Source organism: Paracoccus onchidii (genome assembly GCF_028294535.1).
In the GTDB taxonomy this organism is placed as follows: Bacteria; Pseudomonadota; Alphaproteobacteria; order Rhodobacterales; family Rhodobacteraceae; genus Paracoccus; species Paracoccus onchidii.
This window is the reverse complement of record NZ_JAQBIE010000010.1, coordinates 88951-102794: the sequence shown is the minus strand read 5'-3', so window position 1 is coordinate 102794 and position 13844 is coordinate 88951. Positions and strand designations below refer to the sequence as shown.

Here is a 13844-nt window from a genome sequence, read left to right as displayed (position 1 = left end):
CCCGCGGCGCCCGACGTCATCGCCCGATCAGATCGGGAACCGTGGCAGTCGGCAACGACAAGATCAATCCGGTAAACTGGGCGATTGCCAGCAACAGCTATGTGTCGCCACCGTTTCCCGCCCGACGCGATTCCCCATGTCGTCTGGCTGTATTTCCGATTTCCCTTGAACCTGCGAATGGTCGCAGACCTTCGGGCCAAGCGCGGTATCGCCGTATCCCATCAGATGGTGTGCGACTGGGGCGAAAAGTTTGGACGAAACATACTCGAAAAGCCGCATCGCAAAGCAATCGCCTTGCAATGCAGATATTTTACCGCTCGACGCTATTGGCGAGTGGCTGGGTGTCAATCAGGTCGTCATAGCTTGGCAGGACCGTGGACAACGAGCCCATCTCGAAGAACAGATTGGCGACCCCATCGAGGTAATTGGCGACCCCGCCCCCAAGCCAGTTTTCCGAAAGCTGCTGTTCAGCCGTCAGGAACGCAAAGTTGTCGATCACAGCACCCGCGCCTGTTTCATCCATGCCGGCATCATTGGCGATCAACGGCAACATCTGATCGCGCTTGTCGCCCGCGCTCCACATGTCGTTAACCTCCTCGGTCACGGCCATGAACTCGGCCAGAAGTTCCGGGTTCTGGGCCGCGAAACGAGAGGTTGTGGAAATCACATCCGAAGACAGAACGCCGATCTCTTCCTTTTCATCGCCCGTCAGCAGGACATTGCCATGTTCCAGCATCCGCGTCAGTGCGCCGCCCCAGCCGCAGGCCATGTCGACGCTGCCCTGTTCGAAGGCGGCGGCGCCTTCCGCGGGGGCCATGTCGACGACAGTCATGGTCCCGACATCGACGCCGAAATGTTCCATCTGTTGCAAGAAACCATAATGGGCGCCCGATCCGGCCGGCAAGGCCACGCGCAGGCCTTCCAGCTCGTTGGCGCTGTCCTTGTCGATTTCAAGCCGTGCGGCGACAACACAGTTCTCGTTTTCAGGGTAGGAAGCCGCGACGCCGATAATGCGAAGATCCTGCCCTGCCGAGGCGGCAGAGATAAAGGGCGGCACACCCTGACTGACCGCGATCTGGACATCGCCCGCCGCCATCGCCGCCGACATTGCCGTACCGGTGTCAAACGCCACCCAGTTCACCGGGACGCCCAGCCGCTCATCATAGATGCCTTCGGCCTTCGCGTATTGAAACGGCAGGGGCCACTCCATGAAATAGGCCACCGTCAGGGAATCCTGAGCGAAGGCCGCCTGCCCCCCGGCAAGCATGCAAAGGGTCAGAGGTGCGATTCCATAGGCAAGTTTCATAGGCATCTCCTGCTGGTCGGAGGCGGCAGCGTTGCGCGCCCCATTTGTTTATTTTTTGGTTCCCGACCGGGGTCGCGATCGGGACAAAGTTGGTATTGCGGGGTCCGTATTTCGTTTGTGACACCGATATCGATCAGGCGATCCGCGACCCTGAATGCTTGCCCTTTCGGTCACATCAGATCCGTCCTAGGAAAGCTTGCCAAAGCCGGATATCGCCAAGCAAATGATTCCGCCCCATGTTCAGGAAAACAGAACGCCGGCTTTATTTCTGATGAATGGCCGCTGTGATTACCTGCGCTTTGAGCGCGCGCGGGCCGGTGTGATGCCATATTCGCGGGCATAAAGCCGCGCAAAGATCGAACTGCTGGAAAAGCCCAGACTGATCGCGATATCCGCGATCGGCATGTTGGTCTGTTCAACGAGGGCGCGCCCGCGTTTAAGCCGCAAGGCGCGGTAAAACGCCTTGGGGCTGCAACCAAGCGCGGTCTGGAAGCGCCGCTCCATCTGCCTGACCGACACACCCGCAAGTCGGGCCAGTTCGGCGATGCTGAGGGGAACTTCGACATTCTCCTCCATCAGCTTGATCGCCTGTTCGAGCCGGGCATGGCGGAAGAACGCGATGTCGTTTTCGCTGCGCGGCTGGTCCATATCGGGGGCCCGGATCGCATGCATCAACAGGACCTGACTGACCGAATGCGCCAGACCCAGCGATTTCGGCGCGACGATGGCATTCAGGATCACATCGGCCGTCGCCATCATCCCCGCCGCGCTGATGATGCGGTTGCTGCGCGAGTAAAGCGGCAGCGACCGACCCGATTGCATGGTGACATCGCGCAGCAGCTGGTGATTTTCCCAATGCGTCGTCACATCGCGATTGTCCGGGTCCAGACGCTTCCATTCATGCGCCGCATCCGACAGCAGGATGACCTCTGTGCCGCGCCGCTCAAGTCGGCGGATCCATGGATGAAGCTTCTTGAAATCACGCTCGATATTTGCGCCACCAAGGACGACCAGATGATCGGGGCGCGGATCGTCCGGACCAGGCAGCCGCACCGCACGCACAAGGATGCCGCCAAGCCCCTCGACCAGCTCCGTGCCGCTGACGGTGCAGAGCCTCGTGTCGAAAACCATCTGCTTGTTCAGCCGGTTGGCAATCCGCAAAACGTCCTTGACCAGAGCCAGCTCTGTCGCAACGAACCCCGGCTGAACCAGAATTGTGACATCCACCCTGTCCATCGTCGCGCGATCACGAATGACAGGACAGGGACAGGGTGATCTTCATGTCGAAAGACGGGTATCGGCGCATGGTTGACCAACCTTGGCTGCAGGGTGACTGCCAAGGACAGTATTCAAGCGCGTGGCTTTTTCAATAGATCGCCGCACAAGAAGAATCCCGCCATGTCAGCGGCTTGCGTTACAGGTCGAGCGAAATCTTGCCTCGCGGGTGCGAACAGCAGGCAAGAATGTAACCGGCCTCGATATCCTCGGCCAGAATGCCGCCATTATGAACCATATGCACTTCGCCGGACAGTTTCCGGACCTTGCAGCTTCCGCAGACCCCGAAGGTGCAGCCCGAGGGGATGGTCACGCCCGCCGCGCGCGCGGCCAGCAGAACCGTTTCATCCGGGGCACAATCGTAATGGCGATCCGAACAGGCGAAATGGATTGCCGGGTCTTCGCCCTGATCGGCGTCTGCCAGCAGATCCACCGGCGCTTGCTGCTGCGGCGCGACAAAGCTTTCCTGATGATATCCCTGCATGTCAAAGCCGAATCCGGCCAAGGCCTCGCGCACGGATTGCATGAACGGCTCGGGACCGCAGCAATAAACCTGTCGCTCCAGAAAATCGGGGGCCATCAGCCCCAGCATCAGCTGGTTGAACCGCCCCTGATAGCCCGTCCACGGGCTGAAAGGATCGGGCCCGCTGACAACGAATTTCAGATCGAGCCCCGGCGCTCGGCTGGCCATTTCTTCCAGCCTCTGACGAAAGATCAGTTCCGAAGGACGCCGGGCGCAATTGATGAAGACGACATCCAGCGTGCGCCCGGAATCCCAAAGGTCCATCGTCATGGACATCATCGGGGTAACACCGACACCGGCCGAGATCAGCAGGAACTTTTCGGCCCTGCTGTCGGCCATCGTGAACTGGCCTGATGGACCCATGGCCTTGATCCGCATGCCCGGAGTCAGATTATGCATCATCCACCTTGTGCCGAAACTGTCGGTCTGCGCCTTGGCTGTGATCGAGATCAGGTTCGGGCGCGTGGGCGAGGACGAGATGGTATAGGTCCGGTGAACCGTCTCGGGCGGGACCGGAATTTCCAGCGTCAGGAACTGGCCCGCCCGGAAATCGAACATTCGCCCGGAAGGTGCGCGAAATGTGAAGCTGGTCACACCCGGCGCTTCGGGCACCACCGAGACGCATTCCAAGGGCTCTTCGTCGGTCCAGCAATCGGCGCCGGTTACGGGCGAAAGATAGGTCATGTCGCAAACTTCCTTTTGCCTCGGGACATGTCCGGCGCCATCGAGACGGCGCCGGAGCGAGCAGGCCTTGCCCTATTCAGCGGCCTGCAAGGCGGCAGGCAGGCGCGCGCTCAGCTTGGCACAATACCAATCGACAAAGGCATCGACGCTGACCTCGTGGGCGGGCGAATAAGGGCCGGGGACAAACGCAGGAGAATTCACGCCAAGCTGGTTATCCTCGACCACGCGGCGATCTTCGTCATTCGTCGCCTCCCAGACCTCGGTCAAATGCCGCAGGTCGTAATCGACACCTTCCTTGGCGTCCTTGTGCACCAGCCAGCTGGTCACCAGTTCGGTCTCGGTCGGGCTGACCGGGGTCACGCGGAAGGTCAGGCAGTGATCGGGCAGGAAATAGGCCCAGGTGCTGGGATAGTGGAATTTGTTGCACACGCCGGCATGATCCAGTGTCACATTGCCCAGACGTTTGCCGGGGACCGCGAAAGCGCCATCCATCGTGAAGCTTTTCGTGCCCGGCACCAACGGCATGCGCGACACGCGATATTGCCCGTCCTCGGGCACGCGAAACGCCGCCGGCAGCCCCGCCGCCTCGCATTCGGCGAAATGCGTCGCAATGTAGTCAGGCACCGCACCCTCGCCCAGAAACGAGACCCGCGGATCTTCGGGGAAGGTCCGGATCAGGCTGGGATGGTTCGCCGAACAATGATAGCACTCGCGGTTGTTTTCCCAGACCAGCTTCCAGTTGCCGTTTTCGATGATCCGCGATTCATGGGCGACGCGCGCATTCTCAAGATCATGGGGCACCAGATAGGGGCGAAGCACATCGGCAAAACTGTCAAAATCCGGGGCCTGATCGGCCAGACAGATATAGACCAGACCTGCAAGATTGCGGCAATGCACCTGATGCAATCCGTGATCTCCGGGGTTGAAATCGGCCCCCATGTCGCGCGCCCACAACAGCGATCCGTCCAGGTCATAGGTCCATTGATGATAAGGGCAGACCAGCTTGGGCGCGGTCCCTTTCGCCGCCTTGCAGATGATCGAGCCGCGATGGCGGCAGGTGTTGTGGAAGGCCCGGATTTCCTGATCTGCACCACGCACGATGACGATCTGATACTCGCCAACCTTATAGGTCACATAGCTGCCCGGTTTCGGCAGCTCGCAGGCAGGGGCGACGAACAGCCATTCCTGATAATAGAAAGCCTCCAGATCGTCCTTGTATATCTGCGGATCGGTATAGAATTCCCGCTCCAGGGCGTATCCCGGCTTGCGGCGGGCCAAGAGGTCACGGGTCATCTGATGCATGATCTTTCTCCTGCCGCAACGCGCGGCATACTGGCGTGACGGCGCCTTGGCCGGCACTGCTGGTGGAATTTCTCAAACCGCCGCCATCCTGATGCCGGGCCAGAATCGCACGCCCGTCTTCCAGATTCGAAGGGGCGAAACACTGTCGCAGGACAACAGGCCTGCCCGGACCGAAAGACATCGGCTTGCGATTCAAAGCCTAGCGGTCGGCGGTCTTGCCAATGGACCCGAATGCGACAAAGTTTGTCCTGAATTGGTCAACCGGCATCATCAAGTTACCGCCCGTTCGTCCGATCATCGCCAGCAGAACTTTTGCAAAAAAGGGCTGGCTACAAGTTCCAGAACCGTTTCGGTATATAACCCAAGGGAATACCGGGGATAGGTTTATCTATTTGACAAAATGGGTGGTTGGCTTGCCCGATAAGGTCAGTCACAGCCAACAGGGAACGCAATGACACACCTTACAAAAGCGGCAACAATAACCGCGACACTTCTGTCCGGATTTGCCTTGTCCGCACCAGCGCTGGCCCAGGACAAGGTTCTTAGGGTCGGCATCAACACGCCAGAAATCAAAACGCTTGATCCACACCGTGCTTCGGCTACGGCGGAAAAGGGGCCGATGTCATGGATCTTCAACGGGCTGGTGCGGTTTCCGCCGGGCAGCGCCGATCCGGATGCGCTAGAGCCCGACCTGGCCGAAAGCTGGACCGCCTCTGAAGACGGCACCGAATGGATCTTCACCTTGAAGCAGGGCATCTCGTTCCACGGCGACTGGGGGGTGCTGACAGCCGAGGATGTGGTCTATTCGCTGCAGCGTGCAAAGGACCCAGAACGGTCCAGCTTCGCTGCCGCCTATTCCGCCTTTGAAACGATCGAGGCGCTGGACGACCACACGGTGCGAATCGTACTGGCGCACCCGGTGCCCGGACTGCTGGGATTGGTATCGAACTACCACGGCGGCCAGATCATCAGCAAGGCTGCGGCGGAAGCCAGTGGCGATGATTTCAGCAAAGCGCCGGTGGGCACGGGCCCATTCGAATTCGAACGCTACGACACCCAGCAACAAGTGGTGTTTGTCGCACATGAAGAGTATTTTCGCGGCGCACCTAAAATCGATCAAATCGACTATCGCTTGATTCAGGCGGATGCCAGCCGTGAACTGGCCTTTGCCTCGGAAGAGCTGGACCTGATCTATGGCAAGCGTGAACAACGATGGGTTGGCCGCTGGCAGAACGAGGAAAACACCAAGGTCGATCTTTTCTGGCCGGCAGAGTTCCGCACGCTGCACCTGAATACCGCAATGGCGCCGCTGGATGATAAACGCGTGCGTCAAGCGGTGGCCCATGCGATCAACGTTGATGAGATCGTCGCTTTCGTCGGGGCTGATGTCGGACCGCGGGGATGTTCAGTGGTGCCTACTGGGTATCTGGGCGAGGACTGCAGCGCGGGGACCTATGAATATGATCCCGAAGCTGCCAAGGCATTGCTGACCGAGGCGGGCCATCCGGATGGCGTGACGATCAACGCTGTGGTGTCCAGCAACAACGCGCAGCTGCCAATCATGGAAGTGATCCAGGCGCAATTGGCGCAATCGGGCATCACGTTGGACATGCAAGTCGTCGACCACCCGACCTATCACGAAATGATCCGCGACGACCTGAGCGGTGCGACCTTTTATGGTGCTGCGAGATTCCCGGTTGCCGATAGCTACCTGACCGAGTTCTATCATTCGGATGCGATTGTCGGGACGCCGACCGCGATCACCAATTTCTCGCATTGCGATGTGGCGGATGCAGCCATTGACGCCGCCAAGGTCGAAGGTGATCCAGAGGTGCAGAAGGCACATTGGGCTGAAGCGCAGCGGCTGATCCATGAACAAGTCTGTTCGGTGCCGTTGTTCAATCTGCGCCAGGTCTGGCTGCGCAGTGCCGATGTCGACTACGGATATGAGTTGGAGGGTGAGATGAACCTTGCCCCCCGAATCACTGAGATGACCGATCTGACCAGATAAAGCTATGGTCGCGGGCAAAGGCGTCGGCCGTTGCCCGCACCTGATCCACGAATGTGGTAACAAGCTGCCTGTTACGTCCGTGGCGCAGCCGGCAAAGCTGGAAATCAAGATAGCTTTCCGGCACAAAGGGGCGCACTGCAACGCGCCCCTCGACCGTTTCGACATAGGCCGGATGCACCAACCCCACGCCTATGCCGGCGGCCACCAGTTCACAGACATTCTGCGCCGTTGTCGCCTCGGTCACGATCCGCGGGCGGCGGTCTTCGGCGTCAAATATACGTTCAAGCTGATGGCGCGTATAACTTGAGTGCATGAAGGCAACCAGCGGCGCATCCGCGAGGTCCGCGACACACAGATGATCCAGCGCGGTCAACGGGTGATCAAGCGGTATCATACAGACCATGGGCATGTTCAACAGCGGCTCGGCGCGAATATGCGGATCGTCGACCCGGCCGGCCACGATGCAGACATCCACCTTGCCCGAGCGCATCCAGTCAACCAGATAAGATGATGATCGCGCATGAAGCGAAATGAAAACATCCGGTTGAACGTCGGAAAAACTTCTGATCGCGCTGGAGATAAAGCGCCCCGACAACGCCGGCAGGACGCCAATGGTCAGCCGCCCGCGTTCCTCGTTGCGCAGGTTGTCGATGGCAAGCCCGATTTGGTCCAGTCCGGTAAAGATCCGGTCCACCTCTTCATAGAACCGTTGCCCCCGCTCGGTCGGCACCAGCAATCCGCGCCGACGCTCGAACAGTTCCAGCCCGGAATCGGCCTCTAGATTCGACAACAGCTTGCTTGCGGCGGGCTGTGACATGTGAAGCGTTTCGGCCGCCCGGCTGACCGTGCCGGTTTCGATCACCGCCTTGAAAACCTCGATCTGCCGCAGAGTGGGTTGCCGAAAGTTGCGCATGTTCGATACCTCATAACCTATAGGAATACCGATTATGTAAATCGGTCTTTGTTACGATACCGATGCAGGGGGTAACGTGGCAACAGCTCAATAGGAGGCAGAATGGCAGACTTCGATGCAATCGTGATCGGTGCGGGTACCGTCGGGGCTGCCATTGGCTATGGCCTTGGACAACGCAAATGGCGGGTGTTGGTGCTGGATGGCGCCGATACGGATTTCCGCGCAGCGCGCGCCAATTTCGGGCTGGTCTGGTCACAGGGCAAGGGCCGCGGAATGCCGGCCTATCAGGACCTGACCAAGCGCAGCAGTGATATGTGGCGCGAATTTCACCGTGAACTATGCGCCAGCGCCGGGGGGGCGCAGATTGACTATCAGCATGCTGGTGGGATTGCCTTTTGTCAGGGCGATGACGGTTTTGAAGAGCGAAAGGCCCTGATCGAGGCCCTGGATGATGAGTATCGGTCAGCATTCGCCGACGCCGGTGAACCGGATGTCGAAATGCTGAGCCGGGATCAGGTGCAAGATTTGATGCCGGATCTGCGGCTGGGCAACAGTGTTAGCGGCGCCAGTTTTGGCCGGCGCGACGGTCACGTGAACCCGCTGCAACTGCTGTCCGCACTCCACAAGGCGATTCAGGCACAGGGCAACGAAATCCGAGGGCGCACCACGGTCGATAAAATTCGTCCAAAGGCGGGCGGGTGCGAGGTGAGCAGCGGCGACCTGCGCTGGCAAGCAGGGCGCGTGATCATCGCGGCCGGCATCGCCAGTGGCGCGCTGGGGCGTTCATTGGGGCTGGATGTGCCGATCCGGGCACAGCGCGGGCAGGTGCTTGTGACCCAGCGGCTGGCGCCCGTTCTTCCCCTGCCATGCAGCGGGCTGCGACAAACGGCGGAAGGCACGATCATGATTGGCGCCACCAAGGAAGAGGTCGGCGCGGATGTGTCGGTCACCGCGCGGGCCTCGGCCTGGCTGTCGCGCAAGACGATCAAGATCGCGCCCGATCTGGCACGGGCGCAGCTGGTGCGGCATTGGTCGGGGCTGCGCATCATGACGCCGGACGGCCACCCCGTCTATGCCCAATCCGAGGAACACCCCGGTATCTTCGTGGCCAGTTGCCATTCCGGTGTCACGCTGGCTGCGGTTCACGCAGATGAACTGGCCGGACATATCGCGGCGGGTGCATTACCCGCAAGTTACAATCCATTTCATCACAGGCGTTTCGATGTTCAAACAGCTCACTGATCCTAAAGAACCGGGGTTTCAGGTCTTTGTCGATGGCATGGCAGTGTCGGCCCGCCCGGGTGATACGGTTGCGGCGGTGCTGCTGCGCACGCCGCCCCATCTGGCGCGCCACACCCCGGTCAGGGAAAGCCCACGGGCGCCTTTTTGTTTGATGGGCGTCTGTTTCGACTGTCTGGCGACAGTGGATGACCAAACATCGGTACAGACCTGTCTGGTCGAGGCCCGCCCGGGCATGCGGATCGAACGCCCGCGCGGCAAGCTGAAGGTGGCACAATGAAGACCGAACATGACATCCTGATCGTCGGCGCTGGTCCAGCGGGTATGGCGGCTGCCGTGCAGCTGGCAGATCTTGGATTCGCGCCGCTTGTGATTGATGAGCAGGCGATGCCCGGCGGACAGATATGGCGCGCCAGTGAAGGGCCGCGCAGCGACGCGGTTCGCCGCGCATTGGGCCCCGAATATGCCGAAGGCGCGGATCGCGTGGCGCGGTTCCGCTTATCCGGGGTGGATTACATGCCCGGCACACGGCTTTGGCATATCGAGCCGGGGTTCCAGGTTTTCATGTCGCGCGACGAGACGGCTTTCTCTCGCCGCTATCGCGCCGTGCTGCTGGCAACGGGCGCGCAGGAACGTCCGGTGCCGGTGCCGGGGTGGACACTTCCGGGTGTGATGACGGTTGGGGCGGCGCAGATCCTGCTGAAAACCTCGGCTCAGATACCAGAGGCGCCTGTCTGGATCGCGGGGTCAGGGCCTTTGCCGTTGCTCTACATGCGCCAGTTGTTGGCTCTGGGCGGACAGGTTGCCGGTTTTCTTGATACGACTCCCAAGGGTCAGGCGTCGCGCGTCCTGCCTCATGCGATGGCGGCACTCCGCGGGCGCGGCGACCTGATCAAGGGGGTTAAATGGCTGCGCCAGCTACGCGCGACTGGTTTGCCTTGGCTGCGCGGGGTGCGCGATGTGCAGGCGCTGGGACAGGACCGGATCGAGGCGGTTCGATATACCGCAGCCGATGGGCGGGTGCATGAGCAGTCTGCGCAGGTGCTGCTGCTGCATGAAGGGGTGGTTCCGTCGATCCACACCACGCTTGCGATGAATTGCGAACACGACTGGTCCGAAGCGCAGGGCTGTTTTATTCCGCGCACCGATGAACGTGGCATGACCAGTGTCGACGGGCTGTTTTTGGCCGGCGACGGTGCCGGTATTGGCGGGGCTTTGGCAGCGGAAGAGCGGGGCCGAATTGCCGCGCTTGGGATTGCCGGCAGGCTGGGGCAGGATGCACCGGCGGCGCATTTGCATGCTGCGCACGCCGGGCTTGCGCGGCGGCTGGCCTCGCGTCCAGTGATCGATGCGCTATATCCGCCGTCCGAGGCGCAGATTCCCGATGAGACTGTCATCTGCCGGTGCGAGGAACTGACCGCCGGCGACATCCGCGTCGCCGCCCGGTTGCATCGCGGCGGGCCGAACCAGGTCAAAGCCTATACGCGCTGTGGTATGGGGCCGTGCCAAGGGCGGCAGTGCGGCTACAGCGTCAATCGCATCCTCTCCGAAGAATACGGCCAGAGCCGCGCCGAAACTGGGTTTTTCCGCATCCGCCCACCGTTGAAGCCTGTGACGCTTGGTGAACTCGCGGCGCTGGAGGAAGGGCGCGAAGCACCATGAGCACGGCGGATGTTCTTGTTATTGGCGGTGGCCTGCACGGGCTGTCTTCAGCGCTGCATCTGGCACGGGACGGGGCGGATGTAACCGTGCTGGAAGGCGAGTTCGTCGGGCGGCATGCTTCGGGGGCATCGGCCGCCGGGGTGCGGACGCTGGGGCGCGATCCGCGGGAGATGCCGCTGGCGCTGCGATCGATGGAGATGTGGCACCAGATTGGCGATCTTGTTAGTGATGACTGCGGCTTTCATGCCCATGGGCAGCTAAGGGTGTTCGAAACCGAAGCGCAGATTGCTGCGGAAACTCGCCGCATCGCGGAATTGGAAGCGCACGGCCATACAAACGAGCAGATCATCGGGCAGGATACACTGCGCCAACTGGTCCCCGGGATCAATCCAAAGTTCATCGGCGCCGCCTATGCCGACAGGGATGGCGCGGCGGATCCGCACCGCACGCTGGTGGCCTTTCGCGCCGCAGCCGAGCGGGCCGGCGTGCGCATTGTCGAGGGCGCGCCGGTTTGCAGGCTGTCAGAGCAGCGCGGTGCATGGCGGGTTGAAACCGCGCAAGGCGCTTTCGCCGCACCCACAGTGATCAATGCAGCAGGGGCCTGGGGTGCGCGGGTCGCGGCCATGACCGGGGAAAGCATTCCCCTGTCGGCCAAGGCATCGATGATGATGGTCACGGAACGGCTGACCCAGACGATCCGCCCGGTGGTCAGCATCGTTGGCCGGTCTTTGTCATTCAAACAATCCTCTCAGGGCACACTGGTCTTGGGGGGCGGCATCCAGGGCCGCTATGATCTGGACAGCGGGCGCACGGCGATGGATTTCCATGCGCTGGCCCGTGGGGCCGCGGCGGCAGAAGAATTGATGCCCGCCGTCAAGGGCGCCCGCATTGCCCGGTGCTGGTCGGGTATCGAAGGCAAGACAAGTGATCTTCTGCCGGTCATCTGCCCCGGCAAGGCTGCGGGAATTTTTCACATTTTCGGCTTTTCGGGCCATGGATTCCAGCTTGTGCCTGCGGCCGGGGAAGCCATGGCCGGGATGGTGACAACGGGTGTGGTGCCCGAAATCTTCCTGCCGTTCAACGCCGAACGACTGACAACCAAAGGAGCCGCCGCATGATTCAATTTGTGATCCGGCGCATCCTGTTGGCGATACCGACGCTGTTGCTGATGCTGACCGTCGTATTCGTGCTGGTCCGGCTGGTGCCGGGCGATGCCGCGATTGCGATCCTCGGCGATCAGGCGAGTGCGGAATCGCTGGCGGCCATGCGCAGCCAGTTGGGATTGGATCAGCCGATCCACGTCCAATACCTCGACTTTCTTGCCAAGGCCGCCACGGGCGATTTCGGGCAATCCCTGTCTACCGGACGTGGCGTGTTGCAAGAGGTCGCCACCGTCCTTCCCTATACGCTGGAATTGACTGCGGCGGCATTGGTGATCGGGGCCATGGTGGGCATCCCACTGGGCACCTATGCCGCGCTGAACCGCAACCTCTGGCCGGATTACTTCAGCCGCGTGCTGTCTTTGGTCGGGCTTTCCTTTCCGGCTTTCGTCTCGGGTATCCTGATGCTGCTGGCCTTCGCGGTCCAACTGCGCTGGTTCCCGGTGATTGGCAGTGGTGGCGACGGTCTCTGGGATCATTTGCGCAACCTGGCACTGCCGGCGCTGAATCTGGGTCTGATCATGACGGCCTATATCACCCGCGTCACGCGATCATCGATGCTTGGCGTATTGAACGAGGATTACATCCGCACTGCGCGCGCCAAGGGCGTGCGACCCGGTCGCCTGATCCGCCGGCACGCGCTGCGCAATGCCCTGATACCCGTGGTCACGATCGTCGGGCTCTATTTCGGCACGCTGATCGGCAATTCGGTGCTGACCGAGATCGTGTTCTCGCGGCCCGGTCTTGGGCGGCTGATCCTGGGGGCGCTGAACGCCCGCGACTATACCTTGCTGCAAGGGTTGATGGTGGTCTTCGCGACCTTCGTGATCCTTGTGAACATGTTAACTGACATTGCCTATGGGCTGGTCGATCCGAGGGTGAAATACAACTGATGTCCGCTATTTCCGAAACCTCCGTTCGAGAAAGCGCCCTTTGGCTGGCGTTCCGTCGTAATCGCCTGTCATGGGTCGGGCTGGCGTTATTGACCGTCATCGTCTGCGCGGCGGTCTTTGCTCCGCTGCTGGCACCCTATGACCCATTGGAACAACACATCATTCACAGGCTGCAACCACCTTCGGCAGAGTTCTGGCTGGGAACCGATACCTACGGCCGTGATGTGCTGTCGCGGCTGATCTACGGCGCACGGGTGTCGCTGGTCGTGGGCTTTGTGGCGATCGTGATTGCGATGGTGGTGGGCTCGGCCATCGGCATTCTGTCTGGTTTCATCGGTGGTGTGTTCGACCGCGTGGTGATGAGTTTTCTCGACGTGATGCTGTCCTTTCCCACACTGCTGCTGGGCCTGATGATCGCTGCCATGCTGGGCGCAAGTTTCGAGAACCTGGTGATCGCTATCGCAATTACCGAAATCGCGCCCTTTGCCCGCGTTGCCCGTGCCCCGACGATTGCGCTGAAACAGCGCGATTTCATCGAGGCAGGCCGTGCCATGGGGTTTTCCAGACCTCGGCTGATGGGGCTGCATATCTTTCCCAACATGGTGTCCGAAGTGGTTGTCATGGGGTCGATGTGGATGGCAAGCGCCATTCGCACGGAAGCTTCGCTTAGCTTCATCGGTCTTGGCGTGCCGCCCCCGACACCCACCTGGGGCAGCATGATCCGAGAAGGGTTCGAAAATATCCTCGACAGCTGGTGGCTGGCCATCTTTCCCAGCCTTGCGATCCTGCTGACCGTGCTGGCGTTGAACATCCTTGGCGATGCCCTACGCGATGCAATCGATCCGAAGACCCGCGCTGAATGAGAGGAGCACGACC

Annotated in this window: 13 protein-coding genes and 1 pseudogene; 9 read left to right on the top strand and 5 right to left on the bottom strand. The window is 60.8% G+C overall.

What is annotated here, in order from left to right; genetic code table 11:
• Positions 1–99: 99 nt before the first annotated feature.
• Positions 100–258 (top strand): annotated as a pseudogene (locus PAF17_RS09335) (IS6 family transposase); the annotation flags it as partial.
• A 52-nt stretch (positions 259–310) separates the two neighbouring features.
• Here PAF17_RS09335 and PAF17_RS09330 read toward each other — a convergent pair.
• The 4 genes from PAF17_RS09330 to PAF17_RS09315 form a co-directional block, all read right to left on the bottom strand.
• Positions 311–1306, bottom strand: coding sequence for a taurine ABC transporter substrate-binding protein (locus tag PAF17_RS09330; RefSeq protein WP_271888836.1), 996 nt, complete (start codon positions 1304–1306; stop codon positions 311–313).
• 288 nt (positions 1307–1594) lie between these two features.
• Positions 1595–2542 (bottom strand): GlxA family transcriptional regulator, encoded by a 948-nt coding sequence (locus PAF17_RS09325; RefSeq protein ID WP_271888835.1) that lies wholly within the window; start codon positions 2540–2542, stop codon positions 1595–1597.
• A 178-nt stretch (positions 2543–2720) separates the two neighbouring features.
• Positions 2721–3788 carry a hybrid-cluster NAD(P)-dependent oxidoreductase gene (locus PAF17_RS09320; RefSeq protein WP_271888834.1) on the bottom strand — a complete coding sequence of 356 codons (1068 nt, stop codon included), beginning with the start codon at positions 3786–3788 and terminating at the stop codon, positions 2721–2723.
• Positions 3789–3860: 72 nt separating this feature from the next.
• The gene (locus PAF17_RS09315) at positions 3861–5090 is read right to left on the bottom strand and encodes an aromatic ring-hydroxylating oxygenase subunit alpha (protein WP_271888833.1); all 1230 of its coding nucleotides are present in this window, start codon (positions 5088–5090) and stop codon (positions 3861–3863) included.
• On the opposite strand from PAF17_RS09315, the gene PAF17_RS09310 reads away from it, so the two are divergent.
• Together PAF17_RS09310 and PAF17_RS09305 are read left to right on the top strand one after the other, a co-directional pair.
• A complete protein-coding gene (locus PAF17_RS09310; RefSeq protein ID WP_271888832.1) occupies positions 5089–5472 on the top strand; it encodes a hypothetical protein in 384 nt (127 codons plus the stop codon). The two genes, PAF17_RS09315 and PAF17_RS09310, sit on opposite strands and share 2 nt — an antisense overlap.
• A gap of 69 nt (positions 5473–5541) precedes the next feature.
• A complete protein-coding gene (locus PAF17_RS09305) occupies positions 5542–7101 on the top strand; it encodes an ABC transporter substrate-binding protein (protein WP_271888831.1) in 1560 nt (519 codons plus the stop codon).
• On the opposite strand, the gene PAF17_RS09300 is transcribed toward PAF17_RS09305, so the two are convergent.
• Positions 7073–8014, bottom strand: coding sequence for a LysR family transcriptional regulator (locus tag PAF17_RS09300; RefSeq protein ID WP_271888830.1), 942 nt, complete (start codon positions 8012–8014; stop codon positions 7073–7075). The two genes, PAF17_RS09305 and PAF17_RS09300, sit on opposite strands and share 29 nt — an antisense overlap.
• A gap of 102 nt (positions 8015–8116) precedes the next feature.
• Between PAF17_RS09300 and PAF17_RS09295 the strand changes: the two genes are divergently transcribed.
• Genes PAF17_RS09295 through PAF17_RS09270 form a run of 6 tightly spaced genes read left to right on the top strand, consistent with a single transcriptional unit; the run spans position 8117 to position 13831 of the window.
• Positions 8117–9256, top strand: a complete 1140-nt coding sequence (locus PAF17_RS09295; protein ID WP_271888829.1) for an NAD(P)/FAD-dependent oxidoreductase — start codon at positions 8117–8119, stop codon at positions 9254–9256.
• Positions 9237–9533, top strand: a complete 297-nt coding sequence (locus PAF17_RS09290) for a (2Fe-2S)-binding protein (RefSeq protein ID WP_271888828.1) — start codon at positions 9237–9239, stop codon at positions 9531–9533. Before PAF17_RS09295 ends, PAF17_RS09290 begins: the two co-directional genes overlap by 20 nt.
• Positions 9530–10915 carry an FAD/NAD(P)-dependent oxidoreductase gene (locus tag PAF17_RS09285; RefSeq protein ID WP_271888827.1) on the top strand — a complete coding sequence of 462 codons (1386 nt, stop codon included), beginning with the start codon at positions 9530–9532 and terminating at the stop codon, positions 10913–10915. Before PAF17_RS09290 ends, PAF17_RS09285 begins: the two co-directional genes overlap by 4 nt.
• Positions 10912–12033 (top strand): NAD(P)/FAD-dependent oxidoreductase, encoded by a 1122-nt coding sequence (locus tag PAF17_RS09280; protein WP_271888826.1) that lies wholly within the window; start codon positions 10912–10914, stop codon positions 12031–12033. The genes PAF17_RS09285 and PAF17_RS09280 overlap by 4 nt, the downstream gene beginning before the upstream one ends.
• Positions 12030–12968, top strand: a complete 939-nt coding sequence (locus PAF17_RS09275; protein ID WP_271888825.1) for an ABC transporter permease — start codon at positions 12030–12032, stop codon at positions 12966–12968. Before PAF17_RS09280 ends, PAF17_RS09275 begins: the two co-directional genes overlap by 4 nt.
• A complete protein-coding gene (locus PAF17_RS09270) occupies positions 12968–13831 on the top strand; it encodes an ABC transporter permease (RefSeq protein WP_271888824.1) in 864 nt (287 codons plus the stop codon). Before PAF17_RS09275 ends, PAF17_RS09270 begins: the two co-directional genes overlap by 1 nt.
• Positions 13832–13844 lie beyond the last annotated feature (13 nt).